The organism is Pseudocitrobacter vendiensis, from assembly GCF_943590815.1.
Classification (GTDB): domain Bacteria; phylum Pseudomonadota; class Gammaproteobacteria; order Enterobacterales; family Enterobacteriaceae; genus Pseudocitrobacter; species Pseudocitrobacter vendiensis.
On the sequence record NZ_CALSBS010000029.1, the window covers coordinates 21,367 to 41,287 of the forward strand.

Annotated in this window: 9 protein-coding genes; 5 read left to right on the plus strand and 4 right to left on the minus strand. The window is 55.6% G+C overall.

What is annotated here, in order from left to right:
• Window positions 1-8: 8 nt before the first annotated feature.
• Complete coding sequence (locus NMC31_RS21685) at window positions 9-1,778, minus strand: sensor domain-containing diguanylate cyclase (protein WP_253899051.1); 1,770 nt, start codon at window positions 1,776-1,778, stop codon at window positions 9-11.
• Between the two features lie 307 nt (window positions 1,779-2,085).
• Complete coding sequence (gene grpE, locus NMC31_RS21690; protein ID WP_253899052.1) at window positions 2,086-2,679, minus strand: nucleotide exchange factor GrpE; 594 nt, start codon at window positions 2,677-2,679, stop codon at window positions 2,086-2,088.
• Window positions 2,680-2,802: 123 nt separating this feature from the next.
• Between grpE and nadK the strand changes: the two genes are divergently transcribed.
• The 3 genes from nadK to bamE all read left to right on the plus strand — a co-directional run bounded on the left by nadK (window position 2,803) and on the right by bamE (window position 5,919).
• Window positions 2,803-3,681 (plus strand): NAD(+) kinase, encoded by an 879-nt coding sequence (gene nadK, locus NMC31_RS21695; RefSeq protein WP_015963352.1) that lies wholly within the window; start codon window positions 2,803-2,805, stop codon window positions 3,679-3,681.
• Window positions 3,682-3,766: 85 nt separating this feature from the next.
• The gene (gene recN, locus NMC31_RS21700) at window positions 3,767-5,428 is read left to right on the plus strand and encodes a DNA repair protein RecN (protein ID WP_253899053.1); all 1,662 of its coding nucleotides are present in this window, start codon (window positions 3,767-3,769) and stop codon (window positions 5,426-5,428) included.
• A 149-nt stretch (window positions 5,429-5,577) separates the two neighbouring features.
• Window positions 5,578-5,919: an outer membrane protein assembly factor BamE gene (gene bamE, locus NMC31_RS21705; RefSeq protein ID WP_015963350.1), complete on the plus strand. Its 342-nt coding sequence runs from the start codon at window positions 5,578-5,580 to the stop codon at window positions 5,917-5,919.
• 63 nt (window positions 5,920-5,982) lie between these two features.
• On the opposite strand, the gene NMC31_RS21710 is transcribed toward bamE, so the two are convergent.
• A complete protein-coding gene (locus NMC31_RS21710) occupies window positions 5,983-6,276 on the minus strand; it encodes an RnfH family protein (RefSeq protein WP_253899054.1) in 294 nt (97 codons plus the stop codon).
• Complete coding sequence (locus NMC31_RS21715; RefSeq protein ID WP_015963348.1) at window positions 6,266-6,703, minus strand: type II toxin-antitoxin system RatA family toxin; 438 nt, start codon at window positions 6,701-6,703, stop codon at window positions 6,266-6,268. Before NMC31_RS21715 ends, NMC31_RS21710 begins: the two co-directional genes overlap by 11 nt.
• Window positions 6,704-6,852: 149 nt before the next feature.
• Here NMC31_RS21715 and smpB point away from each other — a divergent pair, with 149 nt between their 5' ends.
• Both smpB and NMC31_RS21725 read left to right on the plus strand, forming a co-directional pair.
• Window positions 6,853-7,335: an SsrA-binding protein SmpB gene (gene smpB / locus NMC31_RS21720; RefSeq protein WP_015963347.1), complete on the plus strand. Its 483-nt coding sequence runs from the start codon at window positions 6,853-6,855 to the stop codon at window positions 7,333-7,335.
• A gap of 828 nt (window positions 7,336-8,163) precedes the next feature.
• Window positions 8,164-19,857: a BapA/Bap/LapF family large adhesin gene (locus NMC31_RS21725; protein ID WP_253899055.1), complete on the plus strand. Its 11,694-nt coding sequence runs from the start codon at window positions 8,164-8,166 to the stop codon at window positions 19,855-19,857.
• Window positions 19,858-19,921: the final 64 nt, after the last annotated feature.

Below are 19,921 nucleotides of genomic sequence, written 5' to 3' on the forward strand. Positions count from 1 at the left end.
GGCCGTTGTTACATCCACTTCTCCAGCCACGCTTCCAGTTGTGCCGCCGTTTTAGGACGCGCAAAGAAATAGCCCTGCGCCTCATCGCAGGCATAGTCACTGATAATCCGCGCGGTAGATTCATCTTCCACCCCTTCCGCCAGCACCCGGTAACCCAGCTCTTTCAGCATGCGAATAACGTTACGCACAATGACGCGTCGCGAAGGCTCTTTGAGTAGATCGTCAATCAGTGATTTATCCAGCTTGATTGTATCGAGCGGAATACGCAGCAGATAATTGAGGTTGCTGTAACCCGCGCCAAAATCATCCAGTGAGACCGTAAAACCATACTTACGCAGCAAACGTAACTCTTCCAGCACCTGAGAACTGGCCAACAGTTTTTCCGTTTCCAGACATTCAACACCCAGCATGCTGTTCATCAACCCAGCCTGTGTCATTTTCTCCAGCAAGCGCCGGGTAAAGTTTTCGCGCTTGAGATCCAGCACGCTGATGTTAATCGAGGCAGGTAATGTAATATCTTTCCTTTTCCACTCAGCCAGTTGGCTAATAGCGTGATCAATGACCCAATCGGTGAGCTCAACCATCAGGCTGGTGTTCTCAATTAGCGGCAGAAAACTTCCTGGGGGAATAATCCCGCGCTCCGAGTGATTCCAGCGGATCAGAGCCTCAAGCGCGACGGGGTGCCCGGAAGGAAGCGACACCTTCGGTTGCCAGACCAGATAGAGCCCGCGATCTTTACGAATAGCCTCGGTCAGGTCGTTGAGCAGATAAAAGTCTTCGTTACGACGGCAATCGTCGTCCTGATTATAAATACCCCAACGTAGCCGGTTGTGCCGGGCTTCATACAGCGCGCTCTCAGCCTGACGCAGAATTTCATGTCCGGAACAGATAGGCAATGTAATCGCCGTTTCGCCGACATAAATCTTTAAATCAATAGTGACAGCATCAGAGAGATGCGCCTGCAGGGCCATTAACTGCTGTTCACGACGCTGGCGATCGGACGGTGTGAGTGGTTTTGAATAGAGCGCAAAGCGCCCGGCACTCAGCATATACAGCTTTTCGCACCGCGAAAGTTGCAACACCCGCAGCAGTGCCTGACTAATATCCTTCACCAGCGTGTTAAGCCGACTGGTGCCCATCACCCGGGCGATATCATCAGATTGCGTCACACCAATGCACTCAATCACCATCAACGAATTGCCGGGGCACTCTTCCGCAAACGATTCATCCTGCAAATCATTGATCAACTGATGCATGTTTGGCAGGCCACTATTGAGATCGGTCAATGCGACATCCAGCCATGACTCAATAAAGCTGGAAACCAGTTCTGCAATGAAGGTCAATGAGGTCAACTCTTCGCAGGTTAAATCGCGAGGAACCGTATCGACCACGCAATAGGTTCCCATTGTGCAGCCATTTTTAAAGGTCAGCGGCATCCCCGCGTAAAAGCGTAACCCAGGGTCGCCCACCACCATTGGGTGCTCACAAAAACGTGCATCCTGCAGCGTATCGGGGACAATGACCGGCTTTTGGGTATCTACAACATACTGGCAGAATGTGAACTGTCTTGGCTTCGGTGCCATCGAAATCTGATGCGATACAATCACATTGCGCGTCTTGTCATCCAGCACAGAAATGTAACCCGCTGGCATATGGAAAAGTGATGTGGTGAGTTGCAAGAAATGACGAAGAACATCGTCGCGCGTTTTATCCTGACGTACTAAAACCCCCACCTCATCGGGGGGAAGCGCACGGGTCTTTACATCCGACTCCAGCATAAATGTCCCTCTTCATGTGAGCCTGTGAAGAGGCAGTATAAAACGCCCGCAACGGCGGACAAATATCAGGCCTAAGCCTTCGAAAGTAAAAAAGCCCTCACGAGGAGGGCTTGAGACTGGCGACAAACGCAACATTGCCTGATGCGCTACGCTTATCAGGCCTACCTGGTTTCGGCAATATATTGAATTTGCATTATTTTGTAGGCTGGATAAGGCGTTTACGCCGCATCCGGCAAGAACAAATCGCACTTTGTCATCGATCTGAAGCCCTCATGAAGAGGGCTTCTGGAACAGTGCGACTGGGCGGTTACGCTTTCGCTTTCGCGACGGAAACCATCGCCGCGCGGATGGTACGTCCGTTCAGCGTATAGCCTTTCTGCATTACCATCAGTACCTTACCCGGCGCGATGTCTTCAGATTCCACCATCGCAATCGCCTGGTGTACGTTCGGGTCCATCGGCACGTCGATCGCATCAACGACCTGAACGCCGAATTTACCCACCACATCGAGCATGGATTTACGGGTCAGTTCGATACCTTCGATCATCGCCGCCATATCGGTATTGTCTTTGTTCGCCACTTCCAGCGCGCGGTCCAGGCTATCCAGTACCGGCAGCAGTTCGTTGACGAATTTTTCCAGCGCAAATTTGTGCGCCTTTTCGATGTCGAGTTCAGTACGGCGACGCAGGTTTTCCATTTCCGCTTTGATACGCAACACACCGTCACGCTCACGCGTCTGGGATTCCGCTAACTGTGCTTCCAGATTCGCAATTTTTTCATCGCGCGGATCCACCTGCTCAGCAGACGCGTCAGACTCTACAGCTTCAACGTCATCATGCTGTTCCGTGATAATTTCTTCCGGGGCTTGCCCCTCAGGCGTTTTCTGTTCTTTACTGCTCATGAATTTCTCCGCGTTTTTTTTCGCAATCATCTCGCTAACTTGGCTTATTATGGGGATAAGATTCCGCGTTTCAAGGGAAGCTCTCACATTGTCATCAATCTTCGGCACAAGGACCTTCAGAAAATGAACAATCATTTCAAGTGTATCGGTATCGTAGGGCACCCTCGCCATCCGACCGCCCTGACCACTCATGAAATGCTCTATCGCTGGCTGAGCACCAAAGGCTACGAAGTGATTGTTGAACGCCAGATTGCTAAAGAGCTGAAGCTAGAGAACGTACAAACCGGCACGCTGGCAGAAATTGGCCAGAAGGCCTGTCTTGCGGTGGTCGTGGGCGGCGATGGCAATATGCTGGGCGCGGCGCGCACCCTGGCACGCTACGATATTAAAGTGATCGGTATTAACCGTGGCAACCTCGGCTTCCTGACCGACCTCGACCCGGACAACGCCCATCAACAATTAGCCGACGTACTGGAAGGCAATTACATCACCGAGAAACGTTTCCTGCTGGAAGCGCAGGTATGCCAGCAGGATTGCCAAAAGCGCATCAGCACCGCCATTAATGAAGTGGTTCTGCATCCGGGCAAAGTGGCGCATATGATTGAGTTCGAGGTGTATATTGATGAAACCTTTGCCTTCTCGCAGCGCTCCGATGGCCTGATTATCTCGACGCCGACCGGTTCTACCGCCTACTCCCTTTCGGCAGGCGGCCCAATTCTGACGCCATCGCTGGATGCCATCACCCTGGTGCCCATGTTCCCGCACACGCTCTCGGCGCGTCCGCTGGTGATTAACAGCAGCAGCACCATCCGACTGCGTTTCTCGCATCGCCGTAATGACCTGGAGATCAGCTGTGACAGCCAGATTGCCTTGCCGATTCAGGAAGGGGAAGATGTATTGATTCGTCGCAGTGATTATCACCTGAATCTGATACACCCGAAAGATTACAGCTATTTCAATACATTAAGCACCAAGCTCGGCTGGTCAAAAAAATTGTTTTAAATTTGCCGACAGCACTTTACTGTATAAAAAACCAGTTTATACTGTATGAAAACACAGTTATGGTTTTTCATACAGGAAAGCAGCTATGTTGGCACAACTGACCATCAGCAACTTTGCAATCGTTCGTGAACTTGAAATCGACTTTAACGGTGGCATGACGGCCATCACCGGTGAAACCGGGGCCGGTAAATCTATTGCTATCGATGCCCTCGGTCTGTGCCTGGGTGGCCGCGCGGAAGGCGACATGGTGCGTGCGGGCGCCAGCCGTGCCGACCTCTGTGCTCGCTTTGCCCTGAAAGACACGCCCGCCGCGTTGCGCTGGCTTGAAGAAAACCAGCTTGAAGATGGCCGCGAATGTCTGCTACGCCGCGTTATCAGCAGCGACGGGCGCTCACGCGGCTTTATCAATGGCACCGCCGTACCGCTGTCGCAGCTTCGCGAACTGGGCCAGTTGTTGATTCAAATCCATGGTCAGCACGCGCACCAGCTTCTGGTCAAACCCGAACATCAGAAAACCCTGCTCGACGGCTATGCCGGCGAATCCACCCTTACGCGCCAGATGGCTGAGCATTATCATCTGTGGCATCAAAGCTGCCGCGATTTAGCGCAGCATCAGCAGCAAAGTCAGGAACGCGCCGCGCGCGCCGAACTGCTGCATTATCAGCTTAAAGAGCTAATCGAATTCAACCCGCAGCCGGGCGAATACGAGCAAATCGACGAAGAGTACAAGCGTCTGGCGAACAGTGGGCAACTGCTCTCCACCAGCCAGCATGCGCTGGCGCTGCTGGCCGACGGTGAAGACGCCAACCTGCTAAGCCAGCTCTACACCGCAAAACAGCTCACCACTGAGCTGGTCAGCATGGACAACAAACTCGCCAGCGTACTCGATATGCTGGAAGAAGCGTCCATTCAGCTAAGCGAAGCCAGCGATGAACTGCGTCACTACTGTGACCGCCTCGATCTCGACCCGAATCGCCTGTATGAACTGGAACAACGCCTGTCGCGGCAAATCGCGCTGGCGCGTAAACACCATATTTCACCCGAAGCGCTGCCCGACTTCTATCAGTCGCTGCTTGATGAGCAGCAGCAGCTTGACGATCAAAGCGACTCGCTGGAAACCCTAAAACACGCGGTGGCTCGCCACCATGAACTGGCGCTGGAAACCGCGCGTCATCTCCATACTTTGCGCCTCAATAGCGCACAGGAACTGGCGGGTCTTATCACCGACAGCATGCATGCGCTCTCTATGCCGCACGGCGTCTTTACTATCGACGTCAGCTTTGAAGAACAGCACCTCACGGCCGACGGCGCAGACCGCATTGAGTTTCGCGTCACCACCAACCCGGGCCAGCCGCTCCAGCCTATTGCTAAAGTGGCCTCCGGCGGTGAGTTGTCGCGTATCGCGCTGGCTATTCAGGTGATTACCGCGCGTAAAATGGAAACCCCGGCGCTCATCTTCGATGAAGTGGACGTGGGTATCAGCGGCCCGACCGCCGCCGTTGTCGGGCGCTTGCTGCGTCAGCTTGGCGAATCCACGCAGGTCATGTGTGTCACTCACTTGCCGCAGGTGGCCGGTTGTGGTCATCACCACTTCTTTGTCAGCAAAGAAACCGACGGTGAAATGACTGAAACGCACATGCAGCCGCTGGATAAACGCGCGCGTTTGCAGGAGCTGGCACGCCTGCTCGGCGGCAGCGAAGTCACGCGAAACACGCTGGCAAACGCGAAAGAGTTGCTGGCAGCGTAAACTTTTTCGCATCCCAGGAGTCTGAGTTCACAATAAAAACGCCGTGTGACCTGGCAGCAAAAGGTTTTAAACTGACGTCAGGTCTATTATCATCGGCATATTACATATGAGCCGCGTACTGCTCGGGCCCGAAAAGGAATGAAATCACTATGCGCTGTAAAACGCTGACTGCTGCCGCAGCGGTTCTTCTGATGTTGACCGCAGGCTGTTCCACTCTGGAGCGAGTGGTATACCGTCCTGACATCAATCAGGGAAACTATCTGGCACCTAACGATATTTCAAAAATCCGCATCGGCATGACCCAACAACAGGTCGCTTATGCATTAGGTACGCCTATGATGTCCGATCCATTCGGCACTAATACCTGGTTCTACGTGTTCCGCCAGCAGCCGGGTCATGAAAAAGTGACGCAGCAGACGCTGACGCTCACCTTCAATAGCAGCGGTGTGCTGACCAACATTGATAACAAACCTGCGCTGACCGGCGAGTAAGTTCAGGCAATAAAAAAGCGCTCACTGAGCGCTTTTTTTGTTTCTGGCGGCTGAAGTGTGGCATCAGGCTTTGCCGGCTGACTTCTCCGCTCGCTGGCGACGCAGTTCTTTCGGATCGGCAATCAGCGGGCGATAAATCTCAACCCTGTCGCCATCCTGCACTGCGTCCTGTAATTTCACCGGGCGGCTATAGATACCCACTTTGTTCTTCGCAAGATCGATATCGTCACGCAGCGTCAGAATGCCGCTCGCCAGAATCGCCTGCTCAACGGTGGCGCCCTCTTCCAGCGTCACACGTTGCAAATACTGTTTTTGCGGCAGCGCGTAGGCCACTTCAACCACAATCTTACCCGGCACTGTAAACCTCTCTGGCGCGCATCGTGAATGCCTGAACCATGTTCAGCGCCAGCTCTTTAAAGATACGACCAAACGCCATCTCAATCAGCTTATTGGTAAATTCGAAATCAAGATGGAACTCGATTTTACAGGCATCCTGACTGAGCGGGATAAACTTCCAGCCACCAATCAGTTTTTTAAATGGCCCATCCACCAGTTGCATCAAAATGCTCTGGTTGCTGGTAAGGATATTCCGCGTCGTGAACGTCTTGCTGATACCGGCCTTCGACACGTCCACTGCCGCCGTCATTTGCGTCGGGCCCGACTCCAGCACGCGGCTTCCGGTGCAGCCAGGTAAGAAATCAGGATAAGCATTAACGTCGTTGACGAGGGTATACATTTGCTCCGCGCTATAGGGCACCAGCGCAGTACGGCTAATCTGAGGCATAGCAATTTCCATGTTCGAACTCGGGCTAAATAGTATCATTTATCTACGGTTAAAAAAAACGTTCCGCGGCAACTCGTGCTAAGATAGCGCATTGCGCCTCGCGGGAGCTTGAGGCAGATGTGTACGAACTGCGATGACTTCAGGATATTATGACTAAGAAAAAAGCACACAAACCTGGATCGGCCACCATTGCGCTGAACAAACGCGCCCGCCACGATTACTTTATTGAAGAAGAGTACGAAGCGGGCCTCGCGCTGCAGGGCTGGGAAGTAAAATCCCTGCGTGCCGGTAAAGCCAACATTGGCGATAGCTACGTGATCCTGAAAGATGGCGAAGCCTACCTCTTTGGCGCAAACTTCACGCCGCTGACGGTCGCGTCATCCCACTACGTTTGCGACCCCACGCGTACCCGTAAGCTGTTACTGAATCAGCGTGAACTGGATACCCTTATCGGCCAGATCAACCGCGACGGGTACACGGTCGTTGCCCTGTCACTGTACTGGAAGAATGCCTGGTGCAAAGTCAAAATCGGCGTGGCAAAAGGTAAGCAGCAACACGATAAGCGTAACGATGTGAAAGATCGCGAGTGGAAGCTGGACAAAGCTCGCATCATGAAAAACGCCGGGCGCTAAAAACGTTATACACCCGTAGCCTGGAAAGGTACGGGTGTTTGTCATAAAACTTCCCCCGCCAATGTACCTTCCTGAATCACAACAGTTAATTCGCCCCCTTCAAAGAATATATTCTTCTCAGCAACTTCTCTGTTCTGATTAATTCATAACGTAATTTCATAATATATTTTATATTGTTAAATCTCTTAACCATCAATAAAAAATAATCCCGCTCAGGCATCAATTACGCGCGCGATCACGGATATATCATATTTTCCACTCAGGAATTTCATCAAATTAATAATGAAAAAGCCCTGGAATATGAATTCAGACATTTCCTAAAACCAGCTTTTTGTCGGTTTTTTTGCACCAGTTTCCGGTGACTTACCTAAAATCACAAACTGTCACTCTGCGGCAGAGAAAATATAAAAACATACAAATTCATGGTGTTAAAAAATGGTCAACCTGCTTTTCATGCCAAAAACCACACGAACTAAAGCGCTATTAACCTTTCATAAAATGCTGGTTTAACTGATAGTTAGCAAGCTTTCGGTTTATCCATCGTTTGCGAATTATCTTATATCTGGCTATATCAACATCAGTACCTCAACATTTAAAAGACCCTTTAGAGCAAGGAATTAAATTTCATATAGAAATTATTTAATTATTCGCCTGTTCATATTTTAAGAATATTCCTAATCACTATTTCGATAGTGAGCGCTACCGCTTTGTCTTTATTTCTGGCGAGTTGAATATCACTACAAATATGCCGGCGTGAAAGTCCTGAGCTGCTGAATAACCGAATATCGCCATTGCGATCAACCTGTTCACCTCGAATGGAGTGACACCATGCGTTCTGTATCGATTATTTCAAAAATGACTACCGTCGCCACCACGGCTGAAACCGACAGTGTGACATTGACCGCCCCATCGATTGTTAAAATTAAGGTCGATCGCGCCGATATTGCTTCGATGCAGCGTACCAATCAGGATTTGGTTATCACCCTGAAAGACGGTGAAACCGTGACGGTAAAAAACTTCTACGTCACCTCAGATTTAGGGCAGAGCCAGCTTGTCCTGGAAGATGCCAACGGCGCGTTGTGGTGGGTGCAGGATACGGATGGCGCATTCCACTTCCAGCAAATCAGCAGCATTGATGAACTGCTGGTTGCCGGAGAAAGCGGCAACGAAAGCGGTGGAGCCGCCTGGGCGTGGATTCTGGGCGGGGCTGCGGCGGCTGCAGGGATTGGCATCGCCGCATCCAACAGTAACGGCAGTGGCAGTCATCATCATGATGATGGCGGCAATGGCGGAACCGACCCGGGCAATCCGCAACCGCCCGTTGATACCACCCCGCCCGATGCGCCAACGAATCTTGCGATTTCCCCGGACGGCAAAACGGTCACCGGCAACGCCGAACCGGGCAGCACCATTATCATTCGCGATCCAAACGGTAACATCATCGGTACCGGCAAAACCGGTGATGACGGCAAGTTCACCGTGGGCCTGGATAAGCCGCAGTCTAACGGTGAACACCTGACGGTTGAGGCGAAAGATCCGTCGAATAACACCGGGCCATCCACCCCAATCACCGCGCCGGATACCACACCGCCCAATGCGCCAACCGACGTTGCCGTTTCAAACGATGGTAAAACCGTCACCGGGAATGCCGAGCCCGGTAGCACCGTCACCATCCGCGACCCCAATGGCAACGTTATTGGCACTGGCACCGCCGGCAGTGATGGGAAATTTACCGTTGACCTGAACAAACCGCAGACCAACGGCGAGCATCTTACGGCGGAAGCGAAAGATCCCGCCGGAAATACCAGCCCCACCACCAGCGTCACCGCGCACGATACCACCGCACCGGGCGCACCGAGTGACCTGAACATAAACGCCGAAGGTACGACGCTTACCGGGAAAGCGGAAGCCGGAAGCACAGTAAAAATCACCGACAGCGAAGGCAATGTGCTGGGGACCGGGAAAGCCGACAGTAACGGCAACTTCACGATAACCCTGACCTCGCCGCAAACCGATGGCGAGCGTCTCTCAGTAACAGCAACCGATGCCGCAGGTAACCAAAGTTCGCCGTCGAATATCACCGCCCCCAACGTGATTGAAGAACCCGTTAACCTGCTGCGCAGCGTGGTTGATGACGTGGGTTCCATCACCGGTGCGCTCACTTCGGGGCAGAGTACCGATGATTCACGGCCGACCTTCAGCGGACGCGGTACAGCCGGAACCACCATCAATATTTTCGATAACGGTGTAAAAATCGGCTCCGTTCAGGTCGGCAGCGACGGCAACTGGAGCTACACCCCAACAACGCCGCTGAAGGATGGCAACCATTCCATCGTGGCGACGGGCGCGTCTGCGCCGGATAGCGCCGTAACCGGATTTGGGTTTACCGTCGATACCATCAAGCCTGCCGCCCCAACCGATCTGGTCACCGCTGCCGATGGCGCATCCATTAGCGGCAAAGCGGAAGCGGGAAGTACAGTCGTCATTAAAGATGCCGATGGAACGATTATCGGTACGGGTACCGCAGGCAGCAACGGCAGCTTTACGATTAAGCTCAGCCCCGCGCAAATCACCGGCGAACAACTTAGCGCCACAGCGGCAGACAAAGCGGGTAATGTCAGTGACCCGGCAACCGCGCTTTCGCCAGATAAAACCGCGCCGAACGCCCCCGCTATCGCTGAAGTTCTGGACGATCATCCGACCATTACCGGCAAAATCACCAGTGGTCAATCGACTGATGACACCACGCCGACTTTCCGGGGCAGCGCGGAGCCCAACAGCACCATCACTATTTATGGCAATAATACCGTTCTTGGCACCGTCAAGGCGGATGAGTCGGGCAACTGGAGTTTCACGCCTTCTACGCCGTTAACGGATGGCAACTGGGTCATCAATACCACAGCAAAAGATGCCGCAGGCAACATCAGCGGCAAATCACCTGATTTCATCCTCAAAGTGGATACCACGCCGCCCGACGCCCCGACATACTCTTCGGTTACGGGCAATGACGTCAACGTCGCGAACGGTGGGATCACTAACGACTCGACGCCGACGATTAGCGGACGAGCGGAAGCCGGAAGCACGGTGACCTTGTGGGCGACGCTCAATGGCGAACGCATTGAACTCGGCACCGTGAAGGCCGATGCACAGGGTAACTGGACTCTGACAGTGAGTACGCCGCTGACCGATGGCGTCTACACATTGACGGCCACTGCAACCGATAGCGCAGGCAACGTGAGCCTCGAAGCCGGGCAACAAACCTTCACCGTCGATTTAAGCGCACCCGATGCGCCAACAGGGTTAATCATTTCTGAGGATGGCAGCACAGTAACCGGCAGCGCAGAAGCCAACAGCACCGTCACCATCAAAGATGCGAACGGGAATATTCTCGGTTCAGATACCGCAGATGGCGATGGCAATTTCAGCATCACACTGACGCCTGTGCAGGATAACAATCAGATTCTTTCCGTCACCGCCACCGACAGCGCCGGTAATACCAGTCCGCCGAGCGGCATTCAGGCCCCTGACCTGATTGCACCGGATGCACCCGATAACTTGCTGGTTTCCGAGGACGGAACAAAAGTGACCGGTACGGCAGAGCCTGGCAGCACCGTCGCTATTACTGATGCTGGCGGCAACCCGTTGGGCAACGCCACCGCAGGCAGCGATGGTAAATTCGAAGTAGTACTGACTACCCCGCAAAAAAATGGCGAGCAACTGACGGCAATCGCCACGGATAACGCCGGGAACGACAGTGATAGCGCGACGGTCGATGCGCCAGACATCACTGCACCGTCGATTCCCGTCTTCGGCAATGTTATTGATGATGTGCCGGAAGGCGAAGGCGCACTCACCAGCGGGAATACCACGAACGATCCGCGTCCGACCTTCAGCGGCGAAACGGAAGCGAACGCGACGATCACCATTTACGACAATGGCGTCAAAATTGGCGAAGCCGTGGCTGACGATCAGGGCGTGTGGACCTTCACGCCAGAAAGCGATCTGAGCCCCGGTAGCCATACCTTCACCCTGACATCCACCGATGAAAGCGGCAACACCAGCGATAAATCGGACGCCTTCAACATCATCGTCGATACCGCCGCACCGACGCTGCCGGTTATCACGCACCTGACGGACGATCAAGACCCGAGCACTGGCTTTGTGAACAACGGACAGTCCACCAACGATGATTTGCCGCAGATTAACGGCACGGGCGCGGTCGGCTCGACGATCTCTGTTTTCGAAGGCGATAATCTGCTGGGCACTGCTGTTGTCGATACCAACGGCACCTGGACTTTACAGCTGACTGAACCTCTGGGAGAAGGCCCGCATAACCTGACCCTGAGCGCAGAAAATGCTGCCGGGAATACGATTGCAAACGACACCCCCTTCACCTTCACCGTTGATACTGAGGCACCGGATGCGCCGAGTATTATTCTGGTCACCGACGATGTTGGAACCTATCAGGGAGTACTGAATAGCGGTGACACCACCGATGACCGTCGCCCAACTTTCTCCGGCACGGCGGAGCCCAATACGCAGGTCAAAATCTATGATGGACAGACGCTGCTCGGCACGGCAACGGTTGGCAGTAACGGTGAATGGTCTCTGACGCCGACCCTCCCGCTGGCAGAAGGTGAGCATGATCTGCGTTTTGTTACCGTCGATGGTGCAGGCAACGTTGGGGTGGAAACACCGTTTAATTTAACGGTCGACACCAGCGCCTCCGTCACCCCGGCGATTACCTCCATTGCCGATGATTTCGGCCTGTATAAAGGTGACCTGGCCAATAATCAGGTGACCGACGACACCCGGCCGACGCTGAACGGTACCGGGCCAGAAGGGGCAACAATCACCCTCTACGATAATGGCGAAGAGATTGGCACCGCTACGGTAGAAGGCGGCGTCTGGAACTTTACCCCTGAAACGGCGCTGGAAGGCGGGGAACATATCTTCACCGTGACCTCCACCAATGCCGCGGGTAACGTCAGCCCGGCCTCCCCACCGTTCACCATCAATATTGACGTTGATGCGCCGACCAAACCGGTGATTGGTGAAGTGACGGACAACGTGGATGAATACACCGGCCCACTGGCCTCTGGTGATGAGACTAACGATCCTCAGTCGACCTTCAGCGGCACCGGTAACGAAGGCGATACCATCACCCTCTACAATGGCAATACGGTGCTGGGCACAACGGTTGTGGGCGAAGATGGCCGCTGGAGCCTGACGCCGGATGACGCGTTAACGGAGGGAACCTACCAACTGCATGTGACGGCAACCGATCCGGCAGGTAACGTCAGCGATCCGTCGGATGAGTTTGAAATCCGGGTCGATCTCTCCGCGCCTGCAGATCCTGTACTGGTCAGCGTGGAAGATAACACCAATACAACTACCGTTCCGCTAGATAGCGGCGATCGCACCGTGGATTCCACGCCGCTGCTGACCGGCACCGCCGATGGCAATACGTTGATTACCATTCTGGTGGACGGCGTGGCGGTGGGCACCACCACGTCCGATGTCAACGGCGACTGGACCTTTACGCCGCCAACGGCGCTCACCGATGGGCCCCATACGATTACGCTCACCGCGACAGACGCCGCGGGTAACACGACCCAACCTGTCGGTAACTTCACATTGACGGTAGATACTACCGGCCCGGATCTGCCGGTAATCGACAGCATTACCGATGATGTTGGCAGTATTAACAACGAGTTAAAAGGTGGCGGCCTGACGGACGACAATCGCCCTACCTTCACCGGCACCGCCGAAGCGAATGGCGTAGTAATTATTTTCGCCAACGGCGTTGAGATTGGCCGCGCGGACGTTAACGGCACCGGGCAGTGGACCTTTACGCCGGACGTAGACAATGCGCTCGAAGATGGTGATAACGTCATCACCTTCCAGGCCGTCGACGACCTGGGCAATGTCGGGCCTGAATCCGATGGCATTACCCTGCGCGTCGACACCGACGCGCCGGATGCACCAACCAATATTCAGCTTGGTAACGATGGAGAAACCATTACAGGACAAGCCGAGCCAAACAGTACTGTCACCATTCGCGACGCAGACGGAAACGTAATCGGTACAGCGGATACCACCGGACTGGGTTACTTCCAAACCACCCTCTCTCCTGTCCCGGCGAGTGGAAGCCTGATCAGCGTCACCGCTCAGGATGAGGCGGGGAATAACAGTCCACCGGCGCAAATTAGCGTCGTGCCGCCGACCGAGCCGGCTGTGCCAATCATCATCAACATTGAAGATAACGTTGGCCCGCAACAAGGTTCGCTCAGTAGTGGTGACAGCACCGATGACCCGTCTCCGGTGATTACCGGTACTGCCGCGGTGGGTTCAATTGTTTATGTCACCATTGATGGGCAATTGTCAGACCCCATTGAGACGGATGAGAATGGCGCATGGACCTATACGCCTAATCCGCCACTGACTGAAGGCCCACATACCCTTTCCGCCCACGCGGAAATCGGCGGTCAATTCAGTGCGGAATCCTCAGTGATCAATCTGATTGTTGATGTCACCCCACCTGCGGCCGCCACCATCACCAGCATTACTGACGATGTCGGCACCGTCACCGGGCCGATACAGAACGGCGGCGCAACGGATGATACCCAACCAACGCTGCGCGGTACGGCAACGGGCAGCGCCCGTGTCGATATCTATAATGGCGATGATTTAATCGGTTCTGCCACCGTTAACGCCCAGGGTAACTGGGTGTTCACGCCGGGCACCGCCCTGCAACCGGGTAACTACACCTTTACCGCCGTCGCTGTCGATGCGGCAGGTAACGCCGCCGCGGAGTCCAACACTTGGACCGTCACCATTGATACCGCTACACCAACAGCGCCTACGCTGGACACCGTGCTGGATAACGTTGGCACGGTTACCGGTGAACTTAACAACAATGACCGCACCGACGATACACTGCCAACCCTGAGCGGCACGGCAGCAACGGGATCGGTCATTATCATTTATGATAATAACGTCGAAATTGGCCGTACAACCGCAGTAAGTGGCGCATGGAGTTTCACCCCAACGACGCCGCTGGGAGAAGGCAACCACAGCCTGACGCTGACCGCCACCAATGGGGCAGGCAACACCAGCGCGCCAAGCGCTCCGTTTGTGCTGGTTGTGGATACCGTCGCGCCAAACCGCCCGGTGCTGACGGGTGTGACCGATGATGAGGGTCCGGTAACGGGACCTCTGCTGAACAACCAGGCCACCAATGATACCCAGCCCACCTTCAGCGGCACTGCTGAAGCGGGCTCTACGGTGACGATCTTTGACAATGGCGTCGAGGTAGACACCGTTCTGGTCCCGCCATCCGGAAACTGGACCTGGACGCCGACAGATCCGCTGTCGGAAGGCCCACACGCCATTACGCTGACCACCACCGATGTCGCCGGGAACAGCAGCACCGCCACCGCACCGTTTACCGTCGTAGTCGATACGGCGGCACCTGATGCGCCATCGGCCATTACCGCCCAGGACAGCGTTGCCCCGACCACGGGAGCCATCACCGAAGGCCAGCAAACCAATGAGAACCGCCCTGCCCTGAGCGGCACCGTAGAGCCCAATGCTACGGTACAGATTCTGGACAACGGCAACGTCATCGGCAGCGTGAAAGCCAACGCCTCCGGCAACTGGACATTTACCCCCACCGCCGACCTGGCGGATGGTAATCATCAACTCACCGTCACCGCCACCGACAGCGCCGGGAACGTGAGCGCCCCGTCGCCGGCGCTTAACTTCGTCGTCGATACCGCAGGCCCTGCTGCACCGATTATCGTTAATGCAACGGACAACGTTGGCAGTATTACCGCCCCACTGGTCAGCGGCAATACTACCGATGACAACACCCCGACGCTGAACGGGACGACGGAAGCCTTTGCCAGCGTCGCAGTACTCGATAACGGCGTGCAAATTGGCACCGCTATCGCCGACGAAAACGGCAACTGGTCCTTCACGCCGCAGACGGCGTTAGGCAACGGTAGCCACGCCTTCACCACCATCGCCACCGATCCGGCGGGCAACGTTGGTGTAACATCTCCCGCCTTTACGCTGATTGTCGATACTGCGCCGCCTGCCGCGCCGGTTATTATTCAGGCCGCGGACAACGTTGGCACCGTTCAGTCGCCGCTGTTGACCAATCAGTCAACCGATGACACCACGCCAACCCTGAGCGGTACCGGTGAAGCGGGTGCGACCATCACCATTCGCGACAACGGCAATATCATTGGCACCGCCGTGGTGGGCAGCAACAATAGCTGGACCTTTACGCCGAATCCGGCGCTGGCGGAAGGCAGCCATATCTTCACTGCCACGGCGACAGACGCCGCAGGCAACACCGGCCCGGCGTCGGGCAACTTTGTGCTGAATGTCGACCTTACGCCGCCTGCTGCGCCAGCCATTACCGCAGCGGCGGATGATGTCGGCACGGTAACCGGGCCATTAACCAACGGACAGGTCACTGATGACGCGCGTCCGACCTTAAGCGGAACCGGTGAAGCAGGTGCGACCATCACCGTCTATGACAACGGCACGCTGCTGGGTACCACTACGGTTGGGACGGGCGGCACCTGGACCTTCACGCCGCCGCGGGATTTGACCACTGGCTCACACGATCTCACCGCAACGGCAACCGATCCAGCAGGGAATACCGGAGCCGTCTCTGGCGCGTGGAATGTGAAGGTCGATACCACCGCGCCAAACGCGCCGGTTATCTCTACCGTTACGGATAACCAGGGCAGCGTTACGGGGACTGTCGGAATCGGGCAGCCTACCGATGACACCACACCGACGCTCACCGGTACCGCAGAAGCCAACTCGACCATTAGCATCTTCGATAATGGCGTGGTGATTGGTACCGCTCAGGCCGACGGCGCGGGCAACTGGAGCTTTACTACGCCGACGCTGACGGAAGGCGCGCATACCATCACCGCCAGAGCGACCGATGTGGCAGGCAATACCAGCGCCGCCTCGACGGTCACCACCGTGAATGTCGATCTTACGCCGCCTGCGGCACCGACAGACCTGGTCGTAAATGCTACCGGTACTCAGGTAACGGGCCATGCGGAAGCGGGCAGCACCGTCACCATTCTGAGTTCCACCGGCACCGTACTGGGCACCGGCGTCGCCGACGGACTTGGCAACTTTACCGCCATCCTGACCCCAAGCCAGACCAGCGGCCAGACGTTGCAGGCTTACGCAACTGACGTCGCGGGTAACCCTGGCCAACCGGCAAACGTCACCGCGCCGTTCACCGGTTTACCTGCCACGCCAGTCATCACCACGATTTATGATGACGTCGGCACGATCCAGGGGAACGTGGGGAATAACCAGAGCACAAACGATAGCCGACCGGATATCAGCGGCACCGCGCAGGCGCGGGCGACCGTTAACATCTACAACAACGGCGTACTGCTGGCGACCGTGGTTGCCAATGATGCTGGTGTATGGAGCTACACGCCAACCACGCCGCTGACGGAGGGGCTGCACGCCATCACCGCCACGGCAACCAACCCGAACGGCACCAGTAGCCCGTCGACCGCCATCAACATTACAGTAGATACCCTCGCGCCAGGTGCGCCAACGGCGACCGTCAGCGCTGATGGCTTTACGGTCAGCGGCACGGCGGAAGCCAACAGCACCGTAAGCGTTACCGTACCGGGCCAGGCGACACCGCTAACCGTCACAACCGATGCGAACGGCAACTGGACGCTTGGCCTGCCAACACGCTTGATCAACGGCGAGCAGGTATCGGCAATTGCCACCGATGCCGCAGGCAACAGCTCAACGCAGGGTCTGGCGACCGCGCCTACACTGCCTGTCGCCGCCAGCGATAACGTGGTGAACCTGGAACTGAATACCACCGCGACGGTGACCAGCGAAGAACACAGCGATTACGGCTTCCTGCTGGTGGGCGCGCTGGGGAACGTGGCGTCTGTTCTGGGTGATGACACCGCGCAGGTGACATTTAATATCGATGCAGGCGGCAGCGGTAGCGCCGTGATTGAAGCGGCGGCGACCGGGGCCGTACTGTCACTGTTGAACTCGCTTGAAATTGCCGTTCAGAAATATGACACCAACCTGCAGGCCTGGGTTACCGTCATCGATACCTCTCTGCCGCAGTTCGCCAACCTGCTGACGCTGGGGGCCTCTGGGGTACGTCTGGCGCTGGATAATCTTGATGGCGGCCAGTATCGCGTTATCAGCTTCAACACCAGCCTGCTGGCGGTGGGTTCCTACACCAGCCTGGATGTGTCACTGGTGAAAACCAGCGCGGGGACGGTGACTGCCGGTGCCACTGAAAACGGTAACGTCATCACTGATGTCGACCCGAATAACGGTGGCGATGTGGCCCCGGCGGGCACACAGGTCACTTCCATCACCAACGCCAATAATGTGACGACAGTTGTGGGCGCGGGCGGCGCGGATATCGCAGGTAAATATGGCACCCTGCATATCAACCAGGACGGTAGCTACACCTATACGCTGACCAACAACAGCGTTTCCGTGGTCGGACGTTCAGAAAGCTTCGTCTATACCATCACCCAGGGGGCGAACAGCTCCTCGGCCAACCTGGTTATCACCCTGGGCTCCACCGTACCACCAAGTTCAGTCACCGCCGCCGATGACAGCGCCAGCCTGCAATTTGATACCTCGGTTGCCGCAATCAATAACGGCCCGAGTTCCACCACCGGCTTTACGCTCGTCGGGCTGAACCTGGGGAACGTGATTGACGTCGGCCTGCTGAACAACATGCAGAACCCGATTATCTATAACGTGGATGCTGGTACTACGCGCACGCTCTCACTGGGCGCCAGCGTCGGTGGCGTAGCGGTTGGCGCGGTCTTTGACCTGTATGTCTATCGCTATAATCCGGAAACCGGTAATTACGAGCAGTATCGTCACGTCCCGAGCTGGCTCCAGGCGGCGCTGCTGGGCGGCTCCACGGCGCAGGATCTGGTCATCACCCTGCCAGATGGTAAATATCTGTTCACGCTGAATGCGGTTTCCGGCCTGACCGTGGCAACCGGCTTTACGCTGAGCGTTAACGCCGACCACACCTACAGCGTGAAGAGCGCGGGCGCCAGCACCACGGGCGAGGTGCTGGATAACGATGCCGGTGCGGCAAACGGCCATGTTACCGAAGTGAACGGCGTGGCGGTGGCAGCCAATGGCACCACGACCATTAACGGCCTGTACGGCACGCTGACCATTGATGCGCAGGGGCATTACACCTACACCCTGAAATCCGGTCTTGGTGCCGACAGCATCAAAACACCAGACACCTTCGTATATACGGTCACCGCGGCCAATGGCGATACCAGCACAGCCTCGCTGAACGTGCAGCCGACAGCGAAACCGGTCGATGCGGTAAATGACACCAGTAGCGCGATGGTCCTGGATACGGCGCAGTACTCTTCAGTATCTCCGGCAATTAGCGCGGGCTCGGCAACCATTGCCGCACGAACTACCGACGCCTCCAGCAGTGCGACTTTTGACGTTGCAGAAGGCACGGCGCTGAAGAGCATCTCGGTAACCTTCGCCATCAATCAGTTGACCAACATCAACCTGAGTGTGAACAGTTGGGCAATTTACGAAGGATCAACGCTTATCTACCAGGGCACGCCGATTGCTCAGGGCCAGTACACCCTGACCAACTCCAGAACGCTGACGCTTGGCGGGCTGGAACTGGATGCGGGACGCTACACACTGGTATTTAACGCCCACCTCAGCTCCGCTGCACTGCTGGGTTCGGTAACGGTAACGCCAACGATCAACGCCAACGTCTGGGATCTGGATAACTTCCTGATCAACAACAATACGCACACGGTGACCGGCAACATCTACAACGGCCACGACTCCGCAGGTGCGGTCGATCAGATAGCGTCCGCGCAAACCGTGCTGACCGTCAGCGGGAATAACAGCACGCAAACGCTCAACCCTACCGTTGACAGCAACGGTGCAGCGACGATTCAGGGTACCTACGGCTCACTGCGCATCGCCATTGACGGTTCGTACACCTATACCCTGAAAGCGGGGCTGCATCCGGGCGATATCACCACGAAGGAGACCTTCACCTACACGCTGAACGATCAAAAAGGCCATTCAGACAGCGCAACCTTAACGATCAACATGAACCCGCAGTTCACCAGCACGTCGCAGTCAGATGTGATCCACGGCTCGGCCTACGGTGACACTTTAATTTATGACTTGCTGAATAATGCCGATAACAGAGGAGGTAACGGGGCCGATCGCTGGGACAACTTCTCGCTCGCTCAGGGCGATAAAATCGATATTGGCGACCTGCTGGTTGGCTGGAACGGTCAGGAATCGTCACTCGGTAACTACCTGAGTGTGACCACCAGCGGCAATAACACGGTTATCTCGATTGACCGTGATGGTACGGGTACGGCCCATAGTTCAACCACCTTAATCACCCTGGAGAACGTACAAACCACCCTGAATGAGCTGATCGAACAGAACCACATTGTGACCTGATAGTTAACAAAACCCCGGGCGCAAAGACGCCCGGGGTAATAACAAATACACCTGCGCTATTTTA